This window comes from Nonlabens xiamenensis (assembly GCF_003865345.1).
In the GTDB taxonomy this organism is placed as follows: domain Bacteria; phylum Bacteroidota; class Bacteroidia; order Flavobacteriales; family Flavobacteriaceae; genus Nonlabens; species Nonlabens xiamenensis.
This window is the reverse complement of the sequence record NZ_RMVE01000002.1, coordinates 456,150-479,329: the sequence shown is the minus strand read 5'-3', so window position 1 is coordinate 479,329 and position 23,180 is coordinate 456,150. Positions and strand designations below refer to the sequence as shown.

At 41.9% G+C, this 23,180-nt stretch carries 23 protein-coding genes; 6 read left to right on the top strand and 17 right to left on the bottom strand.

Annotation, left to right across the window (positions count from 1 at the left end; translation table 11 throughout):
* Positions 1-282: 282 nt before the first annotated feature.
* The 4 genes from EGM47_RS07080 to EGM47_RS07065 are packed head-to-tail and all read right to left on the bottom strand — an operon-like array spanning position 283 to position 3,184.
* Complete coding sequence (locus EGM47_RS07080) at positions 283-1,686, bottom strand: DUF4153 domain-containing protein (RefSeq protein WP_124980076.1); 1,404 nt, start codon at positions 1,684-1,686, stop codon at positions 283-285.
* Between the two features lie 4 nt (positions 1,687-1,690).
* Positions 1,691-2,218: a hypothetical protein gene (locus tag EGM47_RS07075; RefSeq protein WP_124980075.1), complete on the bottom strand. Its 528-nt coding sequence runs from the start codon at positions 2,216-2,218 to the stop codon at positions 1,691-1,693.
* Positions 2,219-2,228: 10 nt separating this feature from the next.
* On the bottom strand, positions 2,229-2,522 hold the full coding sequence (locus EGM47_RS07070; protein ID WP_124980074.1) for a winged helix-turn-helix domain-containing protein: 294 nt from the start codon (positions 2,520-2,522) through the stop codon (positions 2,229-2,231).
* 23 nt (positions 2,523-2,545) lie between these two features.
* Positions 2,546-3,184: a hypothetical protein gene (locus EGM47_RS07065; protein WP_124980073.1), complete on the bottom strand. Its 639-nt coding sequence runs from the start codon at positions 3,182-3,184 to the stop codon at positions 2,546-2,548.
* Between the two features lie 241 nt (positions 3,185-3,425).
* Here EGM47_RS07065 and EGM47_RS07060 point away from each other — a divergent pair, with 241 nt between their 5' ends.
* Complete coding sequence (locus EGM47_RS07060; RefSeq protein WP_124980072.1) at positions 3,426-3,800, top strand: DUF1801 domain-containing protein; 375 nt, start codon at positions 3,426-3,428, stop codon at positions 3,798-3,800.
* Positions 3,793-4,548: a glycoside hydrolase family 25 protein gene (locus EGM47_RS07055; RefSeq protein ID WP_240642326.1), complete on the top strand. Its 756-nt coding sequence runs from the start codon at positions 3,793-3,795 to the stop codon at positions 4,546-4,548. The genes EGM47_RS07060 and EGM47_RS07055 overlap by 8 nt, the downstream gene beginning before the upstream one ends.
* Positions 4,549-4,646: 98 nt before the next feature.
* On the opposite strand, the gene EGM47_RS07050 is transcribed toward EGM47_RS07055, so the two are convergent.
* The 10 genes from EGM47_RS07050 to EGM47_RS07005 all read right to left on the bottom strand — a co-directional run bounded on the left by EGM47_RS07050 (position 4,647) and on the right by EGM47_RS07005 (position 11,857).
* Positions 4,647-5,120, bottom strand: coding sequence for a GIN domain-containing protein (locus EGM47_RS07050; RefSeq protein WP_124980071.1), 474 nt, complete (start codon positions 5,118-5,120; stop codon positions 4,647-4,649).
* 171 nt (positions 5,121-5,291) lie between these two features.
* Entirely contained in the window at positions 5,292-6,110 is an 819-nt protein-coding gene (gene kdsA, locus EGM47_RS07045; RefSeq protein WP_124980070.1) for a 3-deoxy-8-phosphooctulonate synthase, read from the bottom strand.
* A gap of 4 nt (positions 6,111-6,114) precedes the next feature.
* Positions 6,115-6,519: a rhodanese-like domain-containing protein gene (locus tag EGM47_RS07040; RefSeq protein WP_164510836.1), complete on the bottom strand. Its 405-nt coding sequence runs from the start codon at positions 6,517-6,519 to the stop codon at positions 6,115-6,117.
* A gap of 1 nt (position 6,520) precedes the next feature.
* A complete protein-coding gene (locus EGM47_RS07035) occupies positions 6,521-6,838 on the bottom strand; it encodes a rhodanese-like domain-containing protein (protein WP_124980068.1) in 318 nt (105 codons plus the stop codon).
* Between the two features lie 11 nt (positions 6,839-6,849).
* On the bottom strand, positions 6,850-8,244 hold the full coding sequence (locus tag EGM47_RS07030) for an MBL fold metallo-hydrolase (RefSeq protein WP_124980067.1): 1,395 nt from the start codon (positions 8,242-8,244) through the stop codon (positions 6,850-6,852).
* 249 nt (positions 8,245-8,493) lie between these two features.
* Positions 8,494-9,204 carry a thioredoxin family protein gene (locus tag EGM47_RS07025; protein ID WP_124980066.1) on the bottom strand — a complete coding sequence of 237 codons (711 nt, stop codon included), beginning with the start codon at positions 9,202-9,204 and terminating at the stop codon, positions 8,494-8,496.
* Entirely contained in the window at positions 9,201-9,677 is a 477-nt protein-coding gene (locus tag EGM47_RS07020) for a TlpA family protein disulfide reductase (protein ID WP_124980065.1), read from the bottom strand. Before EGM47_RS07020 ends, EGM47_RS07025 begins: the two co-directional genes overlap by 4 nt.
* Before the next feature lie 216 nt (positions 9,678-9,893).
* Entirely contained in the window at positions 9,894-10,661 is a 768-nt protein-coding gene (locus EGM47_RS07015; protein WP_124980064.1) for a TrkA C-terminal domain-containing protein, read from the bottom strand.
* Positions 10,662-10,796: 135 nt separating this feature from the next.
* Positions 10,797-11,291: a YkgJ family cysteine cluster protein gene (locus EGM47_RS07010; RefSeq protein WP_124980063.1), complete on the bottom strand. Its 495-nt coding sequence runs from the start codon at positions 11,289-11,291 to the stop codon at positions 10,797-10,799.
* 2 nt (positions 11,292-11,293) lie between these two features.
* Complete coding sequence (locus EGM47_RS07005) at positions 11,294-11,857, bottom strand: DUF2059 domain-containing protein (protein ID WP_124980062.1); 564 nt, start codon at positions 11,855-11,857, stop codon at positions 11,294-11,296.
* A gap of 37 nt (positions 11,858-11,894) precedes the next feature.
* On the opposite strand from EGM47_RS07005, the gene EGM47_RS07000 reads away from it, so the two are divergent.
* Positions 11,895-12,686, top strand: a complete 792-nt coding sequence (locus tag EGM47_RS07000) for a membrane metalloprotease (RefSeq protein ID WP_124980061.1) — start codon at positions 11,895-11,897, stop codon at positions 12,684-12,686.
* Positions 12,687-12,834: 148 nt separating this feature from the next.
* Here EGM47_RS07000 and EGM47_RS06995 read toward each other — a convergent pair whose 3' ends face one another.
* Together EGM47_RS06995 and ffh are read right to left on the bottom strand one after the other, a co-directional pair.
* A complete protein-coding gene (locus tag EGM47_RS06995) occupies positions 12,835-13,722 on the bottom strand; it encodes a bifunctional 5,10-methylenetetrahydrofolate dehydrogenase/5,10-methenyltetrahydrofolate cyclohydrolase (RefSeq protein WP_124980060.1) in 888 nt (295 codons plus the stop codon).
* 18 nt (positions 13,723-13,740) lie between these two features.
* On the bottom strand, positions 13,741-15,069 hold the full coding sequence (gene ffh, locus EGM47_RS06990; RefSeq protein ID WP_124980059.1) for a signal recognition particle protein: 1,329 nt from the start codon (positions 15,067-15,069) through the stop codon (positions 13,741-13,743).
* 464 nt (positions 15,070-15,533) lie between these two features.
* Here ffh and EGM47_RS06985 point away from each other — a divergent pair, with 464 nt between their 5' ends.
* Positions 15,534-19,283, top strand: coding sequence for a GEVED domain-containing protein (locus tag EGM47_RS06985; RefSeq protein WP_124980058.1), 3,750 nt, complete (start codon positions 15,534-15,536; stop codon positions 19,281-19,283).
* A 103-nt stretch (positions 19,284-19,386) separates the two neighbouring features.
* Here EGM47_RS06985 and EGM47_RS06980 read toward each other — a convergent pair whose 3' ends face one another.
* Complete coding sequence (locus tag EGM47_RS06980) at positions 19,387-19,818, bottom strand: FKBP-type peptidyl-prolyl cis-trans isomerase (protein ID WP_124980057.1); 432 nt, start codon at positions 19,816-19,818, stop codon at positions 19,387-19,389.
* Between the two features lie 222 nt (positions 19,819-20,040).
* On the opposite strand from EGM47_RS06980, the gene EGM47_RS06975 reads away from it, so the two are divergent.
* Together EGM47_RS06975 and EGM47_RS06970 are read left to right on the top strand one after the other, a co-directional pair.
* Positions 20,041-20,418 carry a PH domain-containing protein gene (locus EGM47_RS06975; RefSeq protein ID WP_124980056.1) on the top strand — a complete coding sequence of 126 codons (378 nt, stop codon included), beginning with the start codon at positions 20,041-20,043 and terminating at the stop codon, positions 20,416-20,418.
* A 326-nt stretch (positions 20,419-20,744) separates the two neighbouring features.
* The gene (locus EGM47_RS06970; RefSeq protein ID WP_124980055.1) at positions 20,745-22,979 is read left to right on the top strand and encodes a LamG-like jellyroll fold domain-containing protein; all 2,235 of its coding nucleotides are present in this window, start codon (positions 20,745-20,747) and stop codon (positions 22,977-22,979) included.
* Positions 22,980-23,180 lie beyond the last annotated feature (201 nt).

Here is a 23,180-nt window from a genome sequence, read left to right as displayed (position 1 = left end):
CAGATTGAAATATAAAAAATGGCAATAGGTAGATTTAATAATTGGCAATACAGGACAAATAGGCCTTCCTCGTAGGGGACTTTTTCTGAAACTATCTGTATGAGCATATGGACAAACAACAGCAAATTGAAAATGAAGGCAATGATCAGTAAACCCAGACCAATAGGTATCATGACCTTCCAAGCTGTCAGCTGAAAGATGATGAATATCAAAGTCCCACTTGCAAAGGAAACGAAAGCTAACTTCAAGGCAGTACTGGAGTGACTCGAGAATTTATTGATCCTAGTCATTGGTTAGTTCATGAAATCTGTACAGTGTGTAATTAAATTCCTGCCAATTTCTTTCCTTCATGAATTTGGCCGATTTCAATCGGTAAATTGTTTTGTAGGGCTCGGTTTCTTGTTCTTGTATTTCTTCCAACAAACCATTTTCTTCTAATACCAAAATGTTTTGCGGCATCAGTTTAGCGAGGTATTTCTTGTCGGGCTTACCGGTATTAATTTGGTCTTGAGATATAATGGCCGACCAGTTGATGGTAGCGTAAATGGCGATTACTGAATAGCCCAGAAGGACGTTACGCCGGATGAGGTAGGTGAAGTTCAGACGATAAGAAACCTTGAGGTAAGTGGTGACTAATCCGATGACAACCAACATCAGGTACAACATTACTCCCAGACGCTTATGGGTCAATCCATAGTCGTTGATGTAAGCAAAATTTTTCAAGAAAATACTTGCTGTTAACAGCAGATTCAAGAAAATCCACAAGTATGTCAATTGGCGCAATCTTGTATTGGATTTGATAAAGTTGACCCGACCTCTAAATACGAAGGCGATGATCATGATCGCCAGTATTATACTCGCAATAGAAGCATAAACACCAGAGTGTACAGCATCAGACAATGCCGAAGCAGGGTAATCCGTCAATGAGGTGAGAAATATCACTTCGGTGACCAGTACGAGGATGAGGAGCAGGTCCAATGCCCCAATAGCTACAGTGCCGATTTGAGTCTCATTTTTTGCGGAGATTTGATCTGCATCACTCATGGCTTGCGGATGTAATAGATTACCATGAGCAAGGTCTGCGTTTGTCATGTGCTCAATTGAGTTGGGTTGGGCAATATTGGCCATGATCAATGCACCTAACGTACTGAGGAAGACCCAAAACACATCAATAAAAGAAAAGTCTAAATTGGCCAACATTTGTTCAATGATCGGATTGGAACCGCTATATAATAAAGTGAACAGAACTACCAGAATCAAAGTGATGATAACGATTTTAATTATTTGTCCTGTGGGCGCTGATTGGCCCTTTTCTTTCTTTGGTGCTTTGGGGTCATAATGAATTACCCCATGGAAAACACCAAAAACAAAATTGTACAAACCGTTTACCCAAGCCACATATACGCTGGAACGACCTTGTGCCACAAAGCCTATAAACAATAGGCAGCTCAGTATAAAAGTTGTCTTACTGAGGCCAGATCCGTGATAGCAAATGGCAGTAGAACTTCCCAACATGGACAGCGCACTCAGACTTACTGCAGGTTTTTTGAAGGAACCAGGATTCAGTATGGCCAAGGTTACTGCCAGCCAAATCGAATAGAGAAGGGCGTTCAAACCCCAGTGCTGCTGGTGAAATAAGGTGGCAAATAGAATACCCCCTAAGAAGATAATCAATGATTTTTTCATGGTACTAATTTTTGATGATTTGAGTTGTAGTGATAGTTGCAAAGAGATCCATAGGCGATGACAAATGGCGCTTGAAGTCCAATTGATGTATGGGTCTGGATAGACGGCCTTTGATATAAGCGGTTTTAAATGACTGATACTTTTCAGGATATAACACCAAGCCGACCGCCATGGCTAGAAGTACAAAGGGACTTCGCTTCCCATTTCCCCAAAGCCAATACTGCATGGCTATTTCATCTGCAGTGGTCACACCATAGCCTGTGATGACGTGAAAAATGTCATGGTCCTCACACTTAGGTTGAGGTTCAAACTTGTGTTGTAATAAAAAACATCCCAGGTGATAGCCTAAGCTTTTTGGAGGGTAGGTAAGTAATTGCCTTGTATGGAGCTTCCAAGAGGGACCTGATTTGAAAAACACATATATTTTACTAGACAAGGAAAAGGAGTGGGTAACAAATACCTCTCTTAGTAATATAAAAGTACTTTGTATTTCAAAGTACAAGGATAAAAAAAATGTTTTCAAAGAATTCATAAGATTGGGTTTATCGACCTTTAATAATTTGTTCCAGTGCCTCGATATGCTTGGAAAATTCTGCTTTACCCAGGTCTGTAGCCAGGTACCTGGTGTTGGGTTTTCTACCGATAAATGACTTTTCTACCTTGATGTAATCTCCCTTTTCTAGGGCTTTGGCGTGACTGGCCAGATTGCCATCGGTAACTTCAAGCAGTTCTTTGAGTTCTTTAAAATCGGCAAAATCATTGACAACCAGAATAGACATGATGCCCAATCTGATACGATGGTCAAAGGCTTTATTTAATTTATGGATAAGACTCAAGAGTGGTGCTTTTAATCATCAAATTAATTTCTATCGTACTTCAGATACATGACTGCTCCATAGATGATATGACAGAGGCCAAAACCAGCAGCCCAAAAATACAATCCATAGCCTATCCATAAGCTGTTGATCAACCCAAGAATAGCACAACTCCACCCCAAGTATTTTACGGTTCCCAATGTATAGGGAGCCGCCTGAATACAGGCCAACCCGTAAAAGATGAGCATACAAGGGGCAATCAAACCGACCAGACTGTAATTCAAAAGGCACACCGTAAAGGCACCGCCAATAATCAGCGGTGTTAAAAAGTGTTTTACCAATCTGATGGACTGCTTAGTCCAAACTTTTTGCCGATGTTTTTTGGCCTTTGCTCGGGTCAGAAAATAGGCGGTAACCACAGCTAGAAACAGAACACCAGCGGCTACCAATAATATCTGTAAACTATAATTATATTCCCACGGAGTAGAAAAGAGTCGGTCCAGCGTATCGCCTTTACCACGGATCCTCGCATTGGTAATGATATAATAACCAATGAGGCTTCCCACCAAAGCATAAATGCCAGCCATAATACCACTCATCCCGCTTAACGATATAAACCGAGTGGATTTGTTCATTAAGGTCTTGATCTCCTTGATGTCTTCCAAATAACGATCTGTTGTCATAAAAAAGTACTTTGAAATACAAAGTAAAATTAAAAAAGTGGATTGTGCAAACTTTTTTTTCAGATCGACTAGACAACTTCAACTTGGAATGACTATCCATAGCAAATGATTAAAATATAGTGGGCGTTTACCTTTTTACAGCAGATAGGAGTTGATTCAAATTAGTTGGCACTGATAGGCTCGTATATATTTTAGTCAAATTCCGCTTTCGCGAAAGCGGAAAAACCAATAGTTTTATCTCATGAACCCAGCCCATACTTATATTCATGAAAAACCCGAGCCATATCGTGCGATAATGCTGCATTTACAAATGCTTATTGAATCCCGTTTTCCAGACATTCAATTGAAATTTAAATGGCACTTGCCTTTTTATTATCTCGATGACAAGACGATGTTCTGTTTTTTTAATTTTCGAAAGGAATTTGTTGATCTCGGTATGCCTTATGGTATACATCTTACCCGGCAAGTTGATCAACTGGTAGGAGGGGAGCAGCGCAAGATGCTGCGTTCATTGAGGTTTGATCGTTTGGAAACCATCGATGATCAAGTGGTTCTGGATTGTCTTGAAGAATTGGAGCAAATAAGGCTTACCCCAAAGTTGTCTTCCCATGAATAAAAAATGGTGGTTGGGTGCGGCGATCGTTTTGATGGGAATTGTTCTTATTCTTGGAATAATTGTTTGGGAGCGCTACGATTACAGGCAGTTGACCAATCTGCCTAGTAATGCTTATTTGAAAAAACACATTAGAAAGTATCCCGTACAAGGCATTGATATTTCACATCACCAGGGCAAAATAGACTGGCAAAAGGTGCAGCACCCAGATACGCTCAAACAGTTGAAATTTGTTTTTATACGGGCAAGTGTAGGAACTGAAAAAGACCAGCGTTTTAAAGAAAACTGGAAAGCGGCTGGAGAGCGCAGAATTGCTAAAGGAGCCTATCACTATTACTGGTCAGATGTCAATAGCACTGTGCAGGCCCAAAACTTTATCCATCAAGTCAATTTGGTGAAAGGAGATTTACCACCGGTGTTGGATATTGAAGATTTGTCTAGCAAACAAAGTCTTGCCTCCCTGCGGAAAGGCATCAAAAACTGGATTGAAATTGTAAAAAAAGAGTTTGGCGTGGATCCCATCATTTACACGGGTGATAGGTTTTACCTAGATTACCTGCAACCTGATCCCTTCTTTAAATCTTATCCTAGATTATGGATCGCAAACTATAACAATGTGGTGGCACCCGAATCTTCATGGCAGATTTGGCAATTTACTGATCGACTTCCCGTGCAAGGGATAGAAACGCTAGTAGATGGAAATGTTTACAAAGGTTCGCTCAGTTCATTTCGGGAACTGTTGATCCAATAAAAAGCAATCTCCTATAACTTGCTGTTAGATGGGGCTTTACGTCCCACCTTATCATTCTTGGCAAGTGATAGGAGATAGATCAAATTGACTTGATAGGATTAGCCATTGCGTATAACCTCGTCAGTCTTGTCTGCCTTTAGGGCCACTACTTTGCTATCTTCACTTCTGATCACCTTAAGATCGTTGATCTGGGTGTTTCCAGTATTCACTGTTGCAGAGTTAGACGCTTGAATTACCATATTTGATTCATAGGTAAAGTTTTGAAGATTAACATCCGATCTTCCAGAAACCGATAAGGCTTTGAGCGAGTTGGTGTAGATACGTATTTTAAGACCATCAATACTATTGGCGTTTTGTTTGATCACCAAATTCCCATTTTTAGAATCAATGGTAAAACCACTTAATTGATCATCTGGAGCATTAAAAACCACTTGGTCCTTGGTAGATTTCATGATGGTTACATCTGCGTCTGCCTGGATCATTATTTTGGAAAAGGAGTCCACCTCTTGAATGGATTGGGCCACACATACACTGGTGGCCATAATGGCTAGTAATAGAAATGCATTTTTCATAGTATAAGTTTTTGACAATTAGAGTAATACTTATTAGACTGGGAGAAATGCCCATTGTTACAGATGTCATGTCTGTTTAAGAAATTTAACCCGTAAAATTCAAAAATTAAACAAAAAAAACAGCCCGCTTCTTACTGAATTCGGGCTGTTAGGTAAATTGATAAAAGTTTGTTAAAAAGTTTGAATGCAGCGTCTAATATTTGTCAATCTGCTTAATAATCCCTCCAAATATTGAAGATCTAGCATGTTTGCACCATCACTTTTTGCGTTTTTCGGATCAAAATGGGTTTCTATGAAAAGTCCGTCTACATGATTAACTACTCCAGCACGAGCAATAATTTCAATCATATCCGGTCTTCCTCCAGTAACACCGCTGGATTGATTGGGTTGTTGTAGAGAATGGGTCACATCCAAAACCGTAGGTGCAAACTCCCTCATCGTTGGTATACCTCTAAAGTCCACAATCATGTCCTGATAACCAAACATAGTACCTCGATCAGTGACCATAACTTGTGCGTTCCCAGCATCTGTTACTTTTTTGGCAGCATGCTTCATGCTCTCGGGCGACATGAATTGGCCCTTTTTTAAGTTCACGGTTTTCCCAGTTTCAGCCGCGGCTACCACTAGGTCGGTTTGTCTTACCAAAAAAGCTGGAATTTGGAGAATATCCACGTATTCGGCGGCCAAGGCGGCGTCAGAAACCTCGTGAATATCGGTAATTGTTGGGATTTCAAATCGCTCTGATACCTTTCTCAATATTTTTAGTGCCTTTTCATCACCGATCCCTGTAAAGCTATCGATCCTACTGCGGTTGGCTTTTTTAAAGCTCCCTTTAAATACATAGGGTATTTCCAGCTTGTCAGTGATTTTGACAACCTGCTCGGCAATACGCATGGCCATATCTTCTCCTTCAATGGCACAAGGCCCTGAAAGCAGAAAAAAGTTATCGGATGAGGTATGCCTCAATTGCGGAATCTTGTTCAGTTCCATAAAATCAGTTGTTTTTGATGATGACCTGACGACCGCTGGCTTCCCATTGCTCCAGTCCGCCCTCAAGGTCATAGATTTTCTTAAACCCTTTTTCCTTTAGGATGGTTGCACATCGCTCACTGCTTTTTCCCGTATTGCAATAAATAAGGATAGGCTGATTTGGATCCAAACGGTCCAATGCCTCATTTAAGCTGTCATTTTCAACGGGAATATTAATGGCGTTTGCCAGGTGTCGGTCTTGGAAGAATCTTTGTTGGCGGACATCTACCAAGGTCACATCATCAGATTTAATCAAGGTATCAGCCTCTTCTGCCGAAACTTTTACTATAGTGGCAGTCTGTTTATCTTTACAGGAGTAAACAGCAGCAATTGTCATGATGACAAGTAATAGGGAAAGTATCTTTTTCATTCTATGAATTCTGGGTAACAGGTCCATCCCAATCGCTGAAACCACCGGTCAGATTATAAGTTTGGTCAAACCCCATTTGTTCCATAATTTGACAAGCCTGCGTACTCCGACTCCCTGCTCTGCAGAAAAGGTAGTAATTCTTTGATTTGTCCAAGGCATTGATGGCGTCCATGAATGCAGGAGGGTTAAGGATATCGTGATGTAGTGCATTTTCCATTGTGCCTTCGGCTACTTCTTCTTCTGTACGCACATCGATGATGACGGCATTAGTATCTTCAGCAATTTTTTCTTTCCACTCCTGATTATTGAGGTTTTGCATAAAACATCTTATTAAGTTAATTCCAATTGTTTTCTGGTCGCTTTTTTAATGGCAGCATATCCGCCCTCTACATTGATCACTTTTGAAATACCTTTTGAACGTGCAATACTCGCAAAAATGACGGATCTATAGCCACCCGCACAATGGATGTGATAGGTGTTGTTCGGATTCAATTTTTCAATTTGGCGATGTACCTCGTCAAGACTGTGAAGCGGTACGTCGGCAATATGACTGGTATTGTATTCTCCGGGTTTTCTGACATCGATGGGGTGCTCGATTGCCTGCTTCTCCAAACCGTGAACAAACTCTTGGGCGCTGATATTGCTCATTGTCTCAACACCTTCACCAGCCTCAATCCATGCTTCCATACCTCCGTCTAGATATCCCAACGCATTGTCATAGCCAACACGTGCCAGTCTGGTTACACTCTCTTCCTCTCTTCCTGGAGGTGTGATCAGAATAATCTTTTGATCAATATCTTCAATCAAAGCACCCACCCATGGAGCAAATTGGCCGTCCAAGCCTATGAACCACGCACCTGGAACGGTGGCTTTGGTAAACTCCTGCGGACTGCGCACATCCAGCACCAAAACATCTTCTTCTACTGAAAGCGCTTTAAATGCCGCTATTTTGATAGGAGTGGTTCCGCGACGAACCACTTCATCTATACTAGAGTTGACCCCTTTGTTCATAGAAACATTTTTGGGGAAGTAGGCTGGTGGAGCCGCAATGCCAGTCGTCAATTCAGCAATAAACTCTTCCTTAGTCATTTCGGGAGCCAATGCATAGTTGGTTTTCTTTTGATTACCTAAACTGTCACTGGTCTCGCTGCTCATATTTTTACCGCATGCACTTCCAGCACCGTGGGCTGGATAAATGATAATATCATCTGGTAATGGTATGATATGTTTACGCAAAGAGTCGTAAAGATGACCCGCCAAATCTTCCGTGGATAAGTCGGATTTTGCTGCTAGATCAGGTCGTCCCACATCGCCAATAAATAAGGTGTCACCGGTAAATAGCGCTTTTTCCTTTCCGTGCTCATCCCTTAGCAGATAACAGGAAGACTCCATGGTATGACCAGGCGTATGTAGCAATTCGAAGCTGATATCCCCCACTTGAAATATTTGTCCGTGTTCCGCTTTCGCGAAAGCGTAACTGGTTACCGCATTGGGACCCAGCACAATGGTCGCATCAGTTTTATCTGCCAAATCTACGTGTCCGGAGACAAAGTCGGCATGAAAGTGGGTTAGAAAGATATATTTTATAGTTACCCCATCTGCAGCTGCACGATCTATATAGGGTTGTACCTCACGCAAGGGGTCTATGATTACAGCTTCACCTGCCGAGGCTATATAATAAGTGCCTTGGGCAAGACATTTGGTATAATATTGCTCTAGGATCATGTGGTGTCAATTATTCTGCAAAAATACAAAGAATTAAAAGCATATCATAAGCGCAAACCATGCAGGGTAGAAGGGTGGGGACAAGCAAAACTGATGGCAACTTTTATCAATCATTTTATCCTCTCCATCTGGAAAATAATGGATAGCTTAATCTTAAGGCTTACCACTCACTTGGTAGTAGATCATTATTTGGAATGTGATGTAAAGGAATGGTCAACAGGATCAACGAGTATGGTCAAACTTTGGTGTTTATTTGATCCTACAACCTATGGCTACAGATTCTGCTACTTCAACCGGTCGGTCACTGATCAAAGCATTCACTGCATTTTCTACATATTTATTTTTGACAGCCTTAGCATCCTGGTAGTTGTCATCAATGGCGCCTTTGTACCTGAGTATGGTTTGATCTCCTTCTTTTTCTACGATAAATACATGGGGTGTTTTGGTAGCACCGTATTTAGGGTAAATCTTTTGCTGGGCGTCAAATAGATAAGGGAACGTAAAACCTTTTTGTTTGGCTCTTTCTTGCATTTTTTGAAAACTATCATCGGGATAAGCCACTGGATCATTTGGATTGATTGCGATAACGGGATAGCCTTGCTGCTTGTATTTTTGGTCCAAAGCGATAATTCGATCCTCATAGGCCACACTGTATGGACAGTGATTACAGGTGAAAATCAAAATGAATCCTCGAGCGTCTTCATAGTTGGACATGGAAACCATGGTGTTATCTACATTTTTTAGATAAAAATCTGCGGTGGCTTCCCCAATCTCATAACCACTAATCGCACTGGAGGAAGTTGACATCGTGGTCAAATTTGATGTATCGTTTGTAATCTCAGTGGATTTCGGTTGTTCAGCATAATAATTGGTTTGCTGATTAAAATCCAACATTCCAGAGACCATAACACCGACTAAGGCGACGATCAATATTAACGTAAGTACTTTTAAAGTTTTCATAGAAATTCTTTTAATGCATTTTCCAATTCATCGTAAGTAAATGATTGGTTGTAAAACCTTTTTTTTCCATTGGCCTGAATCAAGGTTACGGGAATAGCCCCGTCCCAATGATCGTCAATCATGGGTATCCATTCTGCAGCATAAGGATCATCTAAGACGACTACCTCACTTTTGATCTCATGTTCTATTAAAAAAGGATTCACCTTTTCTTCCAGTACTGCTTCTTCATCCAGAGAGATCAATGTTACTTTTACTTCATCTTGATAGTTACTCCCCAATTTTTCAAATGCAGGTAACTCCTCCACACAGGGGGCGCACCAAGTAGCCCAAAAATTAATAACCTGGACCTGATTGGTTTCTTTAGCTAATAATTCCTGAAGGTCAGCACGATCAATGGCTGTAGCCTGGGCGATGGGCCTATCATCACAGCCGATAACCATCAAAACCATCAAAAGAAATACTATTTTTTTCATATCCTATCAAATATAAAGCGCCTCTCAGGACTTCTTATTCTTTTTAACTAGAATTGGCTAAACCCGCTACCTTCTAACATAAAAAAAGTAAGAAAAGTTATAAATTTTCACATTTCATATAGGAAATATAAAGCAAGGATCAGTACTCCATTTAAAAATCTAAAGCAGAAAACCTACCAGTAGGTGCTGAAATGCCATTTTCATCCCGACTATAAATCAAGTCGCCGACTGTTTTTCCTGTTCTTCCTGACGGCGTTCTTCTTCTTTTTTTACGAATAGTTCATGTTCGCGTTGGGCATACCAGTCGTTTTTTCGACTGTATAGACTTTTGATGCCTTCTGCCTTGCCATAAAGAGTAACCAGGTCTTCAGGTAGCATTTTAAATGCGCCTGAGGGAGAGCCAAAATAACCTTGATCCTTGCGATCTACACCCAGGATGGTGATGCCTTCTTCCCGTAAACACAGCTCCTCCAATGTGCGATGGGCCATCCAGCCATCATGATCTACCCTCGCTTCTGTAATCGTATAATCATCTTTGAGGTGCAAGACTGCGGCAAAGTCATGTATTTCTAAATCCGTGTATTTACGCAAGAGTCGGTTGATGATTCTTGATAGACCGCGATCCACCCATTTACTACGTATGGCCCAAAAAATGACCGTCATACCAGCAATGATAATCAAAAGTCCGTAAAGCCTAGAAGCCAGTGTGTCTGGCAGAACAAAAGTCAGGATAAGCGAAGACATAGCGGTTACAATACCAGCATTTCCAATCAACATTAGATTGTAAATAATCTTGCGTCGCACTGGATGTTTCATGATGCTTTCTGATTCAGCTGTACTAAAACCTGTGCTCGTATACGCAGACCTGGCCTGGAACTTAGCGCTTTCAGTGGATAGGCCTGTATGTTCCAGGGCTATTGCGGCTATCTTGGTGATCAAGGCCGATAGAGAAACAATTAAAAACAAGGTAAAGGCTGCAACCATGATGTATAAGTTTACAATGGTAAAACTATCAATTTATCGTGAGTCTTCTCTTATAATTAATAGTTCAATCCCTCAAAAGAGTATGACGTGGGTAAGCGTATCTTGATCTTTAAATTACCGCCATAAAAACTGATATCAAACCGATATAGCTGCCTTCATGCGCTCTACTATTTCCAAGGCAGCTGGACAAATACTGGTGTTTTTTACGGTTAAGCTCCCGATCTGGTAGAGTTTTCTGCGATCCGTGTGTGGGTATTCCCGGCAGGCTTTTGGCCTTACATCATAAATGGAGCAATAATTATCCGCTCCCAGAAAATGGCAGGGGGTCTGCTGCAGTACAAAATCGTCCTCTTCATCTACTCTTAGAAACTGGTCGATAAAATCGCCTGGCTTCATCCGAAAATGTTTAGCGATCCTGTTGATATCATTGTGGGTAAACAAAGGACCAGTGGTTTTACAGCAGTTGGCGCATTTCAAACAATCTACTTCTTCAAACACCTGATCGTGGATTTGTTGGACGGTTCCATCCAGACCTTTGGGTTTTTTCTTGCGCAGGCGTTTAAAGAAATCTGTATTTTCTTTTTTACGCTGTCGGGCGATTTCTGGTAATTGCCTTAAGATGTCTTCCATTTTTAATTGCAATTCCCGGTGGGCATTCCACTCTTATAGCCTTTTTCCTTTAAGTCACTCACTACTCCACAAAAGAGTTCGCGTGACCAATACACACTGGCGTCTTGTTTTGCTTTATTGATTTGGTTAAGGCGACTGTATAGCTTTACACCTGTATTGGATTTCATAAAGGCTTGCAAATCGGCCTGCTGGCTGCTGGTCATTCCAGAGGGATCCTTTCTATATTGTTGACCGGCAGGAGATTTGTAAAATTTAATCAAGTTTTTAAGGTCTTCCTTGTCTTCAAAAATGGATCTGTATTCAGCAGCCAAAATCCCCTTAAGTTTAGCTATAGATGCTGGACCCTGTTGGGCATATGCGGTCCAAATACTTTCTGGAACATCTTGGGTTTGATAGCCATCTTTGAGCATTTTTATCATACCGTCGTAAGCGATTTGGTATTCTTCATCAATGCCGCTCACCTCAAAATATTCCATCATCAGTGACTGATAGGAAGGGGCGTCTTGTGCTTTCGCGAAAGCGGCACATAAAAACACACTTAGTATAACTTTAATAATCTTATCCATGGTAAATTGATATTATTGGTGTCTAAAAATAATTGAAATGAAGCAGATAAAGAACTTACTGGCTATAGTTGTCATGATTTTAAGTCTTTCGGCCTGTTCTGAAAGCGATAGCGGTGATGATGGAGCAGGTGGTAATGGAGGGAATGGTGTCAATGCCAATAATAGAACTACAGGCGCCAGCGCTAATGAGTTACTCAGTGATCAGGTATTTGAAGAGTTGGTGATAGAGGCGGTTTATGAAGGTGGTTCTCGCCCTGAGGCAGCTTCCCTAAATAACTTGGTCTCTTTTCTGAACGATAGGCTCAACAAACCAGCAGGCATTAGAATTGTAGAGCGTGAAATACCAGCACAAAATAATGGCACCTACACCATTGATGAGGTCATTGAGGTGGAAGACGAGTTCCGAACCCAATTCAATAGTGACAACAGTATCGCTGTTTTTGTCTTGTTTACAGATGAAGCCAGTGCCAACGATGAAGGTAATCGGGTAACCTTGGGAACCGCATATAAAAATACTTCCTTGGTGATTTTTCAGCCTACCATTGAAATGTTTAGCGGTGGTTTGGGACAGCCTGGACGTGTCACCACAGAATCTGCGGTTTATCAACACGAGTTTGGTCACATCATGGGGCTGGTTAACTTGGGTACTCCCTTGCAATCCCAACATGAAGATCCAGATAACAGCAGACATTGTAACGTGGATGGTTGTTTAATGGCGGCCGAACTAGAGGGAGGAAACATCACCGATATGATGGGATTGATGGGTAGTGGTATTCCAGCATTGGACGCCGAGTGTATTGCCGACCTTCAAGCCAACGGCGGTAAATAATTGAGTTTACGTAACTCGGTTTTTGCTGAAACGACTTATTTGACAGGAAAATAATCAATCCCACCCAATGAGTTTTGGTTGAACATAAAAAGCCGATTGACTACTAGTCAATCGGCTTTTACTTTTTTATAGTTGATCAAAGGCTGGCTTATTTGCCTCCCGCGCGGTGGCGTTCACGAGCCAACAATGTGTTTTTTAGCAGCATAGCGATGGTCATAGGGCCGACACCACCAGGTACTGGTGTGATATGACTAACTTTCTTTGAAACGTTTTCAAAATCCACATCGCCCGTGATGTAATAGCCTTTCTTCTTGGTTTCGTCGGGTACACGTGTGATTCCTACGTCAATAATTACTGCATCATCTTTGACCATTTCGGCCTTCAGGAATCCGGGGACACCTAGTGCGGTAATAATGATATCGGCCTGCGAAGTGATTTGGGTGATATTTTTGGTATGACTATGGGTCAAGGTTACCGTAGAATTTCCTGGAAAACCTTTTCTACCCATCAAAATACTCATCGGCCGACCTACAATATGAGAACGTCCAATCACTACGGTGTGCTTTCCTTTGGTTTCTACATTATATCGATCCAATAACTCTAGGATTCCAAATGGTGTGGCGGGAATAAAAGTGCTCATGTCCAATGCCATGCGTCCAAAATTGGTAGGATGAAATCCGTCAACATCCTTGTCAGGATCTACCGCCATCAACACTTTTTGCGTATCAATTTGTTTAGGCAGTGGCAACTGTACTATAAAACCGTCAATGTCTGGATTTTCATTCAGTTTTTTAATTTCCCTAAGCAATTCGGTCTCACTGGTGGTATTGGGTAAACGTACCATGGTACTTTCAAAACCAACGCGTTCACAAGCACGAACCTTGGAGCCCACATAGGTAAGGCTGGCTCCATCATTCCCGACAATCACTGCGGCAAGATGAGGAACCTTTTCACCATTTGATTTCATTTCACTGACGATCTGGGTGATTTCGTCCTTGATGTCATTACTGGTTTTCTTTCCGTCAAGTATGGTCATGTTAGTTAGTTTTTGTGTTTACCTCATTTTGCCCAATGCATTCATCATCGCCTTACCTTTTCCACCTTGCATCATTTTCATCATCTTGCTCATTTGATCAAACTGCTTGAGTAGTTGGTTAACCTCCGTTACAGTAGTTCCGCTTCCTTTGGCAATTCGTTTTTTACGTGAGCCATTGATGATTTGAGGTTGAGTGCGTTCTTCCTGGGTCATGGAGTGAATAATGGCCTCAATTCCCTTAAAGGCATCATCATCTATATCCACATTTTTCAACATTTTTCCGGCCCCTGGGATCATTCCCATCAGATCTTTCATGTTTCCCATTTTTTTGATTTGTTGGATCTGGGAAAGGAAATCATCAAAGCCAAATTGATTTTTGGCGATCTTTTTGCTCAGTTTTCTAGCCTCCTCTTCATCAAATTGTTCTTGAGCTCTTTCTACTAAGGATACAACATCTCCCATCCCTAGAATACGGTCGGCCATACGTTCTGGGTAGAACACATCAATGGCTTCCATTTTTTCTCCGGTACCTATAAATTTGATGGGCTTGTCAACAACAGACTTGATGGATAGCGCTGCACCACCACGGGTATCTCCATCCAATTTAGTAAGAACAACACCGTCAAAGTTCAATCGATCATTAAAAGCCTTGGCGGTATTTACTGCGTCCTGACCTGTCATCGAATCTACCACAAAAAGTGTTTCCTGAGGCTTGATGGCAGCGTGTACATTGGCAATTTCAGTCATCATTTGCTCATCCACGGCAAGACGCCCGGCGGTATCGATGATTACGGCATTAAATCCATTGGCTTTCGCATAAGCGATAGCATCCTGGGAGATTTTGACTGGATCTTTTTCCTCTTTATTGGAGAATACCTCGACACCAACACTTTCTCCTACGACGTGTAACTGGTCAATCGCAGCCGGACGGTAGATATCACAAGCGACCAATAATGGCTTTTTACTCTTTTTGGTTTTTAGGAAGTTGGCCAATTTTCCAGAAAAAGTGGTTTTACCTGAACCTTGCAGTCCTGACATCAAAATGACGGTAGGATTTCCTTGAAGGTTGAGTCCTGTGGCATCCCCTCCCATGAGTTCGGTCAACTCATCTTTTACAATTTTGGTGAGTAACTGGCCAGGTTTGAGCGTTGTCAACACCCCTTGTCCCAAAGCTTTTTCCTTGGCCTTAGAGGTGAAATCTTTCGCGATTTTATAGTTGACATCGGCGTCCACAAGGGCACGACGAATTTCTTTAAGGGTGTCGGCTACATTGACCTCGGTAATACTTCCATGTCCCTTGAGCAGGTGCATGGCCTTATCGAGCTTGTCTGTTAAATTATCAAACATAGGTATACTCAGATTTTGAAGGTCGCAAAGATACAGTTTCACACTGTTAGCGTCAAGGTTTTCAATAGGATAATGAGAGCTAATTCCGATGGTCTCACCGCAGGAATTGGGATTTACAAAACCCGGTCATTTTACTTTGTTGGATTGATTTTTTAACCATGGATACAGTACATCCAAGTTTTACATCGCTCAACGGAATGCTAATTATCAATCAATAGCCTATTTATTTATTGAATAACTACAGAACTGTCTTGTTTTTTTAGAATTCGATTAGACGAATGGCAGTTTTATTAACTATTTGATAAATGATGTTTTTTATTTTATCAACTTTCTGAAAATGAATAAGCTGCGTGAATCGGATAAAGTCAAGCGTTAATTTATGGTTAAAAAATATGATCCAAATCTTTTCAGAAATGTAAAAATTGAATTATCTAGAATACCTACAAACTAATAACCCTTATACGATGAAAAACATTACCCTATGGGTAGCTGTGTCGTTGATCGCATTTTCATGCATTACATCGACTGCACAGACCCAAAAGCAACGCCAGCAGATGACCAGTCGAATGGATCTGAACGCGTTAAACTCCCTAGAGCAAAGATTTAAGACGATCTCTTTAGAGGAAAAAGAAAAAGCTGTTGCCTTTGCCAAAGCCAATAACCTCCCCCTACGCACAACGCTGGAAGATGGAACTTTGGTCGAACTACAAAAGGTGGTCGACGGACAGCCTATTTATTACACTACCTTCAATGTGGCTGCCGCCAGATCTACACGTACCAATTACCTGCACAATAATGGCGGATTAGGATTGAACGTGGAAGGACAAAACATGACTGGTTATATCTGGGATGGCGGACTCGCCCGAAGTACACACCAAGAGTACGACGGTCCTGGAGGGAACAACCGTTTCAGTATAGGTGACGGAACCAGTACCCTGAATTTCCATGCTGCCCATGTTACGGGTACAGTGATTGCCTATGGAGCACAACCAAATGCCAAAGGAATGGCACCCAGAGCTAGTGCTGTCGGACATGATTGGAACAATGATAAATCAGAAGCTACCGCTCAGGCGGCCAGCGGGATGTTGCTGTCTAACCACTCTTATGGTTATGCCTTCCGCGATCGGTTTGGTCGCGTCCAATTACCGGATTATTTTTTCGGAGGTTATATCCAAGAATCCAGAGATTGGGATGAGATCATGTTCAATGCGCCTTATTATATGATGGTCGTTGCCGGTGGAAATGATGGAAACGACAACACCGCCGATCCATCTCCCCTGGATGGGAATAGTAATTATAACAAACTTACTGGATCTGCTACCTCAAAGAATAACCTGGTGATTGCCAACGCTCAGGATGCCAGTATCAATGGAGACGGTAGCCTGAATTCAGTTACTATCAATTCTGGTAGCAGCGAGGGACCTACCGATGACTACCGTATTAAACCAGACCTCACGGGAAATGGAACAGGAGTTTATTCCAGCTACGAGAGCAGTGATACCGCCTACGCTAGCATTTCAGGAACTTCTATGGCTTCACCCAATGTAATGGGTTCTTTACTCTTGCTTCAACAACATTATAACAACCTGAATGGTTCCTTTATGCGTGCCGCCAGTTTAAAAGGTCTGGCTCTGCATACGGCCGATGATGCTGGCCCAGTAGGACCAGATCCAGTATATGGATGGGGATTGATGAATGCTAAAAGAGCTGCTGAAGCCATCACCGATAATGGTAATGGATCCACAATTTCTGAGTTGACCCTTAATAGTGGTCAATCCTACGAAATTACAGTTACCGCCAGCGGGTTGGAAGATTTGATGGCATCTATTTCATGGACAGACCGTCCTGGGGATGCTACTACGAGTGTGAATGTGACCAGTGCAAGATTGGTCAATGATTTGGATATTAGGATCATCCAATCTGGAACGACCTACAATCCATGGAGATTGACCGGAGTGACGACCAATGGCAAAGGAGACAATACCAGAGATCCTTTTGAAAGAGTAGAAGTATCCAACCCTTCAGGTACCTATACCATTAGAGTAACCCATAAAGGAAGTCTTACTGGTGGAAGCCAAAATTACAGCTTGATTATCACGGGTGCGACTACCCAAGCACCTGTTTGTAATGCCACTACACCTACAGGCTTAAACCTTTCAGGAGCTAGTAGCACGGATGCATCTCTTGCTTGGAATGCCGTTGCAGGAGCGAGTTATGATTTCCGCTTTCGCGAAAGCGGATCCACTACATGGACCAACAGAACTGCTGGAACTTCAAGTATTAGTATTTCAGGTCTTAACCCAAATACCAATTATGAGGCACAGGTACGTAGCCGTTGCGCAGATGGTAGTCTGAGTTCTTACAGCAGCAGCCTAAGTTTTGCAACAACTGCGGTATCCTATTGCTCGGCCAATGGAAACAATACCAACGACGAATATATTTCCAGAGTTGTATTTAATAGTATTGATCAAACCAGCGGTGCGGGAACAGGTGGATATTCTAATTTCACCAATTTGTCCACTACGGTAAGCAAGGGTGCGGATTACTCTATTTCTGTTACGCCTACTTGGACAGGTACTCAATACAACGAAGCTTATGCCGCCTGGATTGATTATAACCAGGATGGTGATTTTGGTGATGCAGGAGAGCAGGTGTGGAGCCTCGCAGCCTCACAGGTGAGTCCGGCAACGGGAAGCATTAGTATTCCTCAAGGTGCAGTTAACGGAACAACCAGAATGCGTATCATCATGAGGTATAACACATCGCCTTCCGCTTGTGGAAGCTTTGACTATGGTGAGGTAGAAGATTACAGTGTGGAGATTACTGATGCCACCGCTGATACCACAGCCCCGAGCGTCCCCACCGGTCTTAGTGTTAGCAATCTTGAGCAAACCAGTGCCGGTATTACTTGGAATGCCTCAACAGATAATGTTGGAGTAACGGCTTATGATGTTTATCTCAATGGGAACCTGATTGGTGAGACGCCAAATGCGTCAGTGAATATCACTGGACTTACCGCGTCCACTTCCTATACAGTTCAGGTGGCTGCCAAAGATGCTGCCGGCAATACCAGTGCCTTAAGCAGTGCACTTAGTTTTACCACGGCCTCAGCGCCAGGATCAGGTTGCGCAAATGGTGCTAACCTTCCGTACTCGCAAGGTTTTGAAAACGGTCTGGGAGGATGGGCCCAAAGTACTGCAGATGATCATGATTGGACCAGAACATCTGGTGGAACTCCTTCCAGAGATACGGGGCCAACTTCTGCTGCAGAAGGTTCTTTTTACATGTTTGTAGAGGCTTCCTCTCCGTACAATAATGGTAGAACTGCTCACTTGGTTTCTCCTTGTATTGACTTGGCTGGTGCTACTGATCCAAGGTTGGGCTTCAGATATCACATGTTGGGTGTAAGTACCATGGGTGATTTGATTGTTTCCATCAGTGAAGATGATGGGGCGAGCTGGAACCAATTGTGGAGTAGAACGGGTAGTCAAGGTAGTGCCTGGAATACAGGAAATGTTGACTTGGCGACTTACGCTGGTAAATCCGTCAGATTGAGATTTACCGGGACTACCACCAACCAGTGGAGAGGAGACGTAGCTATTGACGCGATCAGTGTAACCGATGGTGCTACTTCAACGGATACAGCTGTCAATCTTCAACTGAACTTTGACGATTATCCAGAGGAAACCAGATGGACGTTAGTCAATGGGAATGGAACAACGGTTGCCAGTGGTGGTACCTACGCTTCCCAAGCGGATGGATCTACCCTGAACATCCCGATCAACCTTCCAGCCGACTGCTATACGCTGACGGTTTTTGATTCGGCTAGCGATGGTATGTGTTGTGGCTATGGGAATGGAAGTTATTCCCTAACCTCAAACGGATCTGTTTTAGCATCAGGAGCTTCCTTTGGGTCTACTGATGTCAATGACTTCTGTGTGGGAGGATCAAGTCCGACCAGTTATACGGCAACCGTAGCAGATACGTCCAGCGAGATCAGTATTTATCCAAATCCGGTAAAAGATGGTCTATTATTCATCAACTTGGCCGGAGCCCAGGAAGCCAATTACCAGATATTTGCTATCAACGGTAAGGCAGTCCAAGATGGTGTGGTCAAGGAGCAATTAAACATCAGCGAGTTAAGTGCAGGAATGTACTTGATCCAGCTAAGTGTAGGCGAGCAAACTGTTACCAAGCGCTTTATAAAAGAGTAAATAGTAGCTAGGTTTAAGACCTATAAGATAAAAGCCCATTTGACTAGTCAAATGGGCTTTTTATAGTTGTAATCAGGTCGTAAACCTGGGGATTATAGAAGACCTAGTTGATGCTTACTACTTCAAGGTCAAAGATCAAATCCTGTCCGGCCAGTGGGTGATTGGCATCCACCACAATATGGTCCTCTTGGACATCGGTCACGCGCAACTGGCGCTGGGAACCATCTGGATTGGTAGAGACCAGTCCCATTCCGATTTCTGGTTTAATTTCCTCAGGAAGTTGGTTTTTTTCAACTTTTTGGAAAAGCTCCTCATGGATGTCTCCATAAGCTTCCTCCTTAGGTATCTCTATGGTTTTCTTTTCATTCACTTTCATATCGACCAGGCCTTTTTCAAAACCAGGGATCAACATACCTTGACCCAACTTGGCTTCCAACGGCTCTCTATTTTCAGACGTATCAAATACTTGTCCGTTGTTTTTAAGTTTACCTGTGTAATGCACTTTTACCGTGTCATTTGCTTTTACTTGACTCATAAAATTTGATATTTTTTTCTATCGGCGGCAAAGGTATGATCTTAATAGCCCCTGCCAAGTAATTGCCACATTATCAGGAGTAATTAAGAAACACTTAACAGAAATACCCCCTCAATTGTTAAAGCCTGCATCCCTCGGCTCAAGGCGTTATGCCTAAAGTAATTGTAAAAGTCTGGAACGCGCCAGGGAATTTTGTAGATTGGATCCAAAGCAAAATGAGTCATGAGTTTTTTAGATAAAATATTGGGCAATGCCGGTGAGGTAGACCACGAAAAGTTAAAAGAGGAATACAAACATATACTGATCGAAGGAGAGCAGATTGAAATGGGGTTTGTCTTGCTGAGGGACGTGTTTATTTTCACCTCAAGTCGGTTGATTTTGATCGATAAACAAGGATTAAGCGGCAAGAAGATGGAGATGAAATCTTTGCCTTACAAGAGCATTTCCAGATTCTCCCTGGAAACCGCTGGGACCTTTGATCGAGATGCCGAACTCAAAATCTGGATCAGCAGTGAAAATCTACCCAGTGTAAGTAAAAAGTTTTCCAAGGGAGTAGATGTATTTAAGGTGCAACGCCTGTTGGCAGAAAGAGTATGTTGATATCGCTTTCGCGAAAGCGAATCGTAGAATACCATATGCGCAAGTAACTTCTAAGCAAGGTTGATACACTAGAAATCTAAACAACAGCATTGATTACTGGGGCTTGCCTAGTCATTGTTTAAGAAGTTCAATACTGGAATAGTTAGGATAAGTAGTAAAAGACTTATTCAATGATCTTTGAATTCATTTATACTCAACTAAAATTTAGGACGTATTTTTTTGTAAAGATTACCGCTTACAAATAAATCAAAGCTGTTTAAAAACTGCGGACCTAGGTTCATGAACTGATGTTCGATTTTCGTGTTTGAATAGAAAATTCTACAAACATGAAATTAAAAATTACTTTACTTATTCTTTTAATATTTCAGTTGAGCAGCGCTCAATTTCCTGCCGACTACATTGCTAGATACGAGTTCGCTACAAGCACTGCTGGAACTTTTAACAATCGCGTACAACCACTCGGTAGGCTCACTGATATCGCCGGGACGGGTACTGCTCAGCAAATACCAGACCGCTTTAACAGGTCACAGCAGGCGTTGCGTTTAGCAGGGACACAATTCAGCTCTGACCAAACTTTGTTTAATCAAAATGCCATGTCTTTCTCGTTTTGGTACCGAGGTGGTTCAAATGCTGGAAGTGCACAAAGCAGAATTTTTAGATTACAGAGTATCTCAAACTCCGCAGATCGTGCGGTGGTTTTTTCCAGAAAGGCCAACAATGTTTTTAACTTAAGAATTCAAGGAAATGGAAATCCTAATAGAGACCATGATGAGGTAATTAACATCAATGACCTGCAATGGCATCACATCGCCGTGGTCGTAGATGTAACTCCAGGTGCCAATGATGATATTAGAGTTTATGCAGATAATGTATTGGTGCCAGGGTTTTCTACAGCTCTAAATCAGAATAGAAACAATTTGCTCACGCAGGCCACCTATAGATTGATTTTAGGAGAGACGAATCGATTCATAGATGCGTTGGATAATTTCCAAATGTATCGTCGCGCATTAAGTGCTACCGAGGTAGCTCAACTGTTCAATCAATCACAACCTCAAGCTATCACTTACGTCGATGCTGATGCTACTGGTACCGGTGATGGGACTAGCTGGTCAAATGCTTACACCAATCCAGTTCTAGCATTTGCACAGGCCGAAGAAAATGCCCAAATATGGGTTGCAGATGGGACATATAATCTCAATGCGAGCTCTAGGGAGCATAGTTTTAGACTACCAAACGGTGTCAGTGGGGTACAAGTTTACGGTGGTTTTAGTGGAATAGAAGCCAATATATCCGATCGTGATTTCAGAACCAACAGAACTATTTTTACGGGTGATAATGCCCTTGACGATGTAGGTGCAGCCGATTTCAACAATGTTGGAAATAGAGCAGATAACGCTTACAATGTGATGGTTATTCAAGGAGATAACACTGTAATAGATGGACTGGAAATAACAGGAGGTAATGCCACCGGTCAAAATGTTGCTCAATACTTATTAGGTGCTGCGATCTTCAAAATGGAACATGTCAATTCACTTACCTTAAAAAACAACACATTTTATGGGAATGTGGCAACTGGTGGGGCAGCATTCTTTGGAGAATTTAGAAACCCAAGCATATCTGGATCGCTGACATTTGTCAATAATATTGTGAGAGATAATATAGGAAGATATGGTACAGGAGTATTTACAGGTGCGAGTGTGTCTGGTGTAGATGCAGACATAAGTATTTCAAACAATTTATTTTATTACAATGTAAACCAAGACATAAACTCTACTGATCTAGGAATTTCAGGTACAGCAATGTGGGTAAGGGCAAATGTCATAAATACAACGGTAAACACAACAGTTACGAACAACGTTATCTACGGTAATACAGATCGTGGCTCCAATGTGAATGTTTACAAAGCGGCTGCGGCTTTTGATCAATCCTCAGGAGCCACACTCAATACCACTTTTGCAAACAATGTGGTTTGGGCAAATACTGATGCCATGGGTAACCTGACCGAAGGTGTAGCGCATATTAACTCTGGAAGCTCAAGTAGTCCAGGCACTATGCTATTTGCAAATAATATGTATGATTTCAATGACAATCATTTAGTCAACAACACATCGCAGGTAACTATGCAGAATAACAGTAATGCGTTTCCTGGATTTACGAGTACAACGTCTCCAGATTTTAGGCCTTTTGGGGCGAACTCAAATTTGATAGATGCTGGTGACAGCAGCCTTGTTGACCCTAATATCATACAGGATCTAGATGGCAACACTAGGATAGCTGGTAGTGCTGTAGATATTGGCGCATACGAGCTTGGGGCGACAGCAGGAATAACAGGTAATACTACGAGCAGTTTGACGATTTACCCTAATCCAGTTAGGAACATCTTGTTCATTGAAGGTGAGTTCCCTTTCGCCAAAGCAGAACTAAGAAATCTATCCGGACAATTACTGATGTCTAGTTCCACTCCTAAATTGGAGCTCGGTAATTTGGAAACCGGTATTTATCTAGTGACAATATTTAATAACTCTAACCAATTTATCACAAGAAAAATACTTAAGCTATAAGTATAAACAAATACAGATGTTTAAGGTGTTATGCTTGTTTTGCATAGCACCTTTTTTTGATTGAAGTAGCTAAAAAACTTAAGCACTGATGAGAGAGATGAAATATCAAATTGATTTTTGACAAATCAGCAGTTTTTTTACTCGACTTAAAAGTATACCATGAAGTATTTTACCAATCTGTGACATATTCGTGCCTCGTAA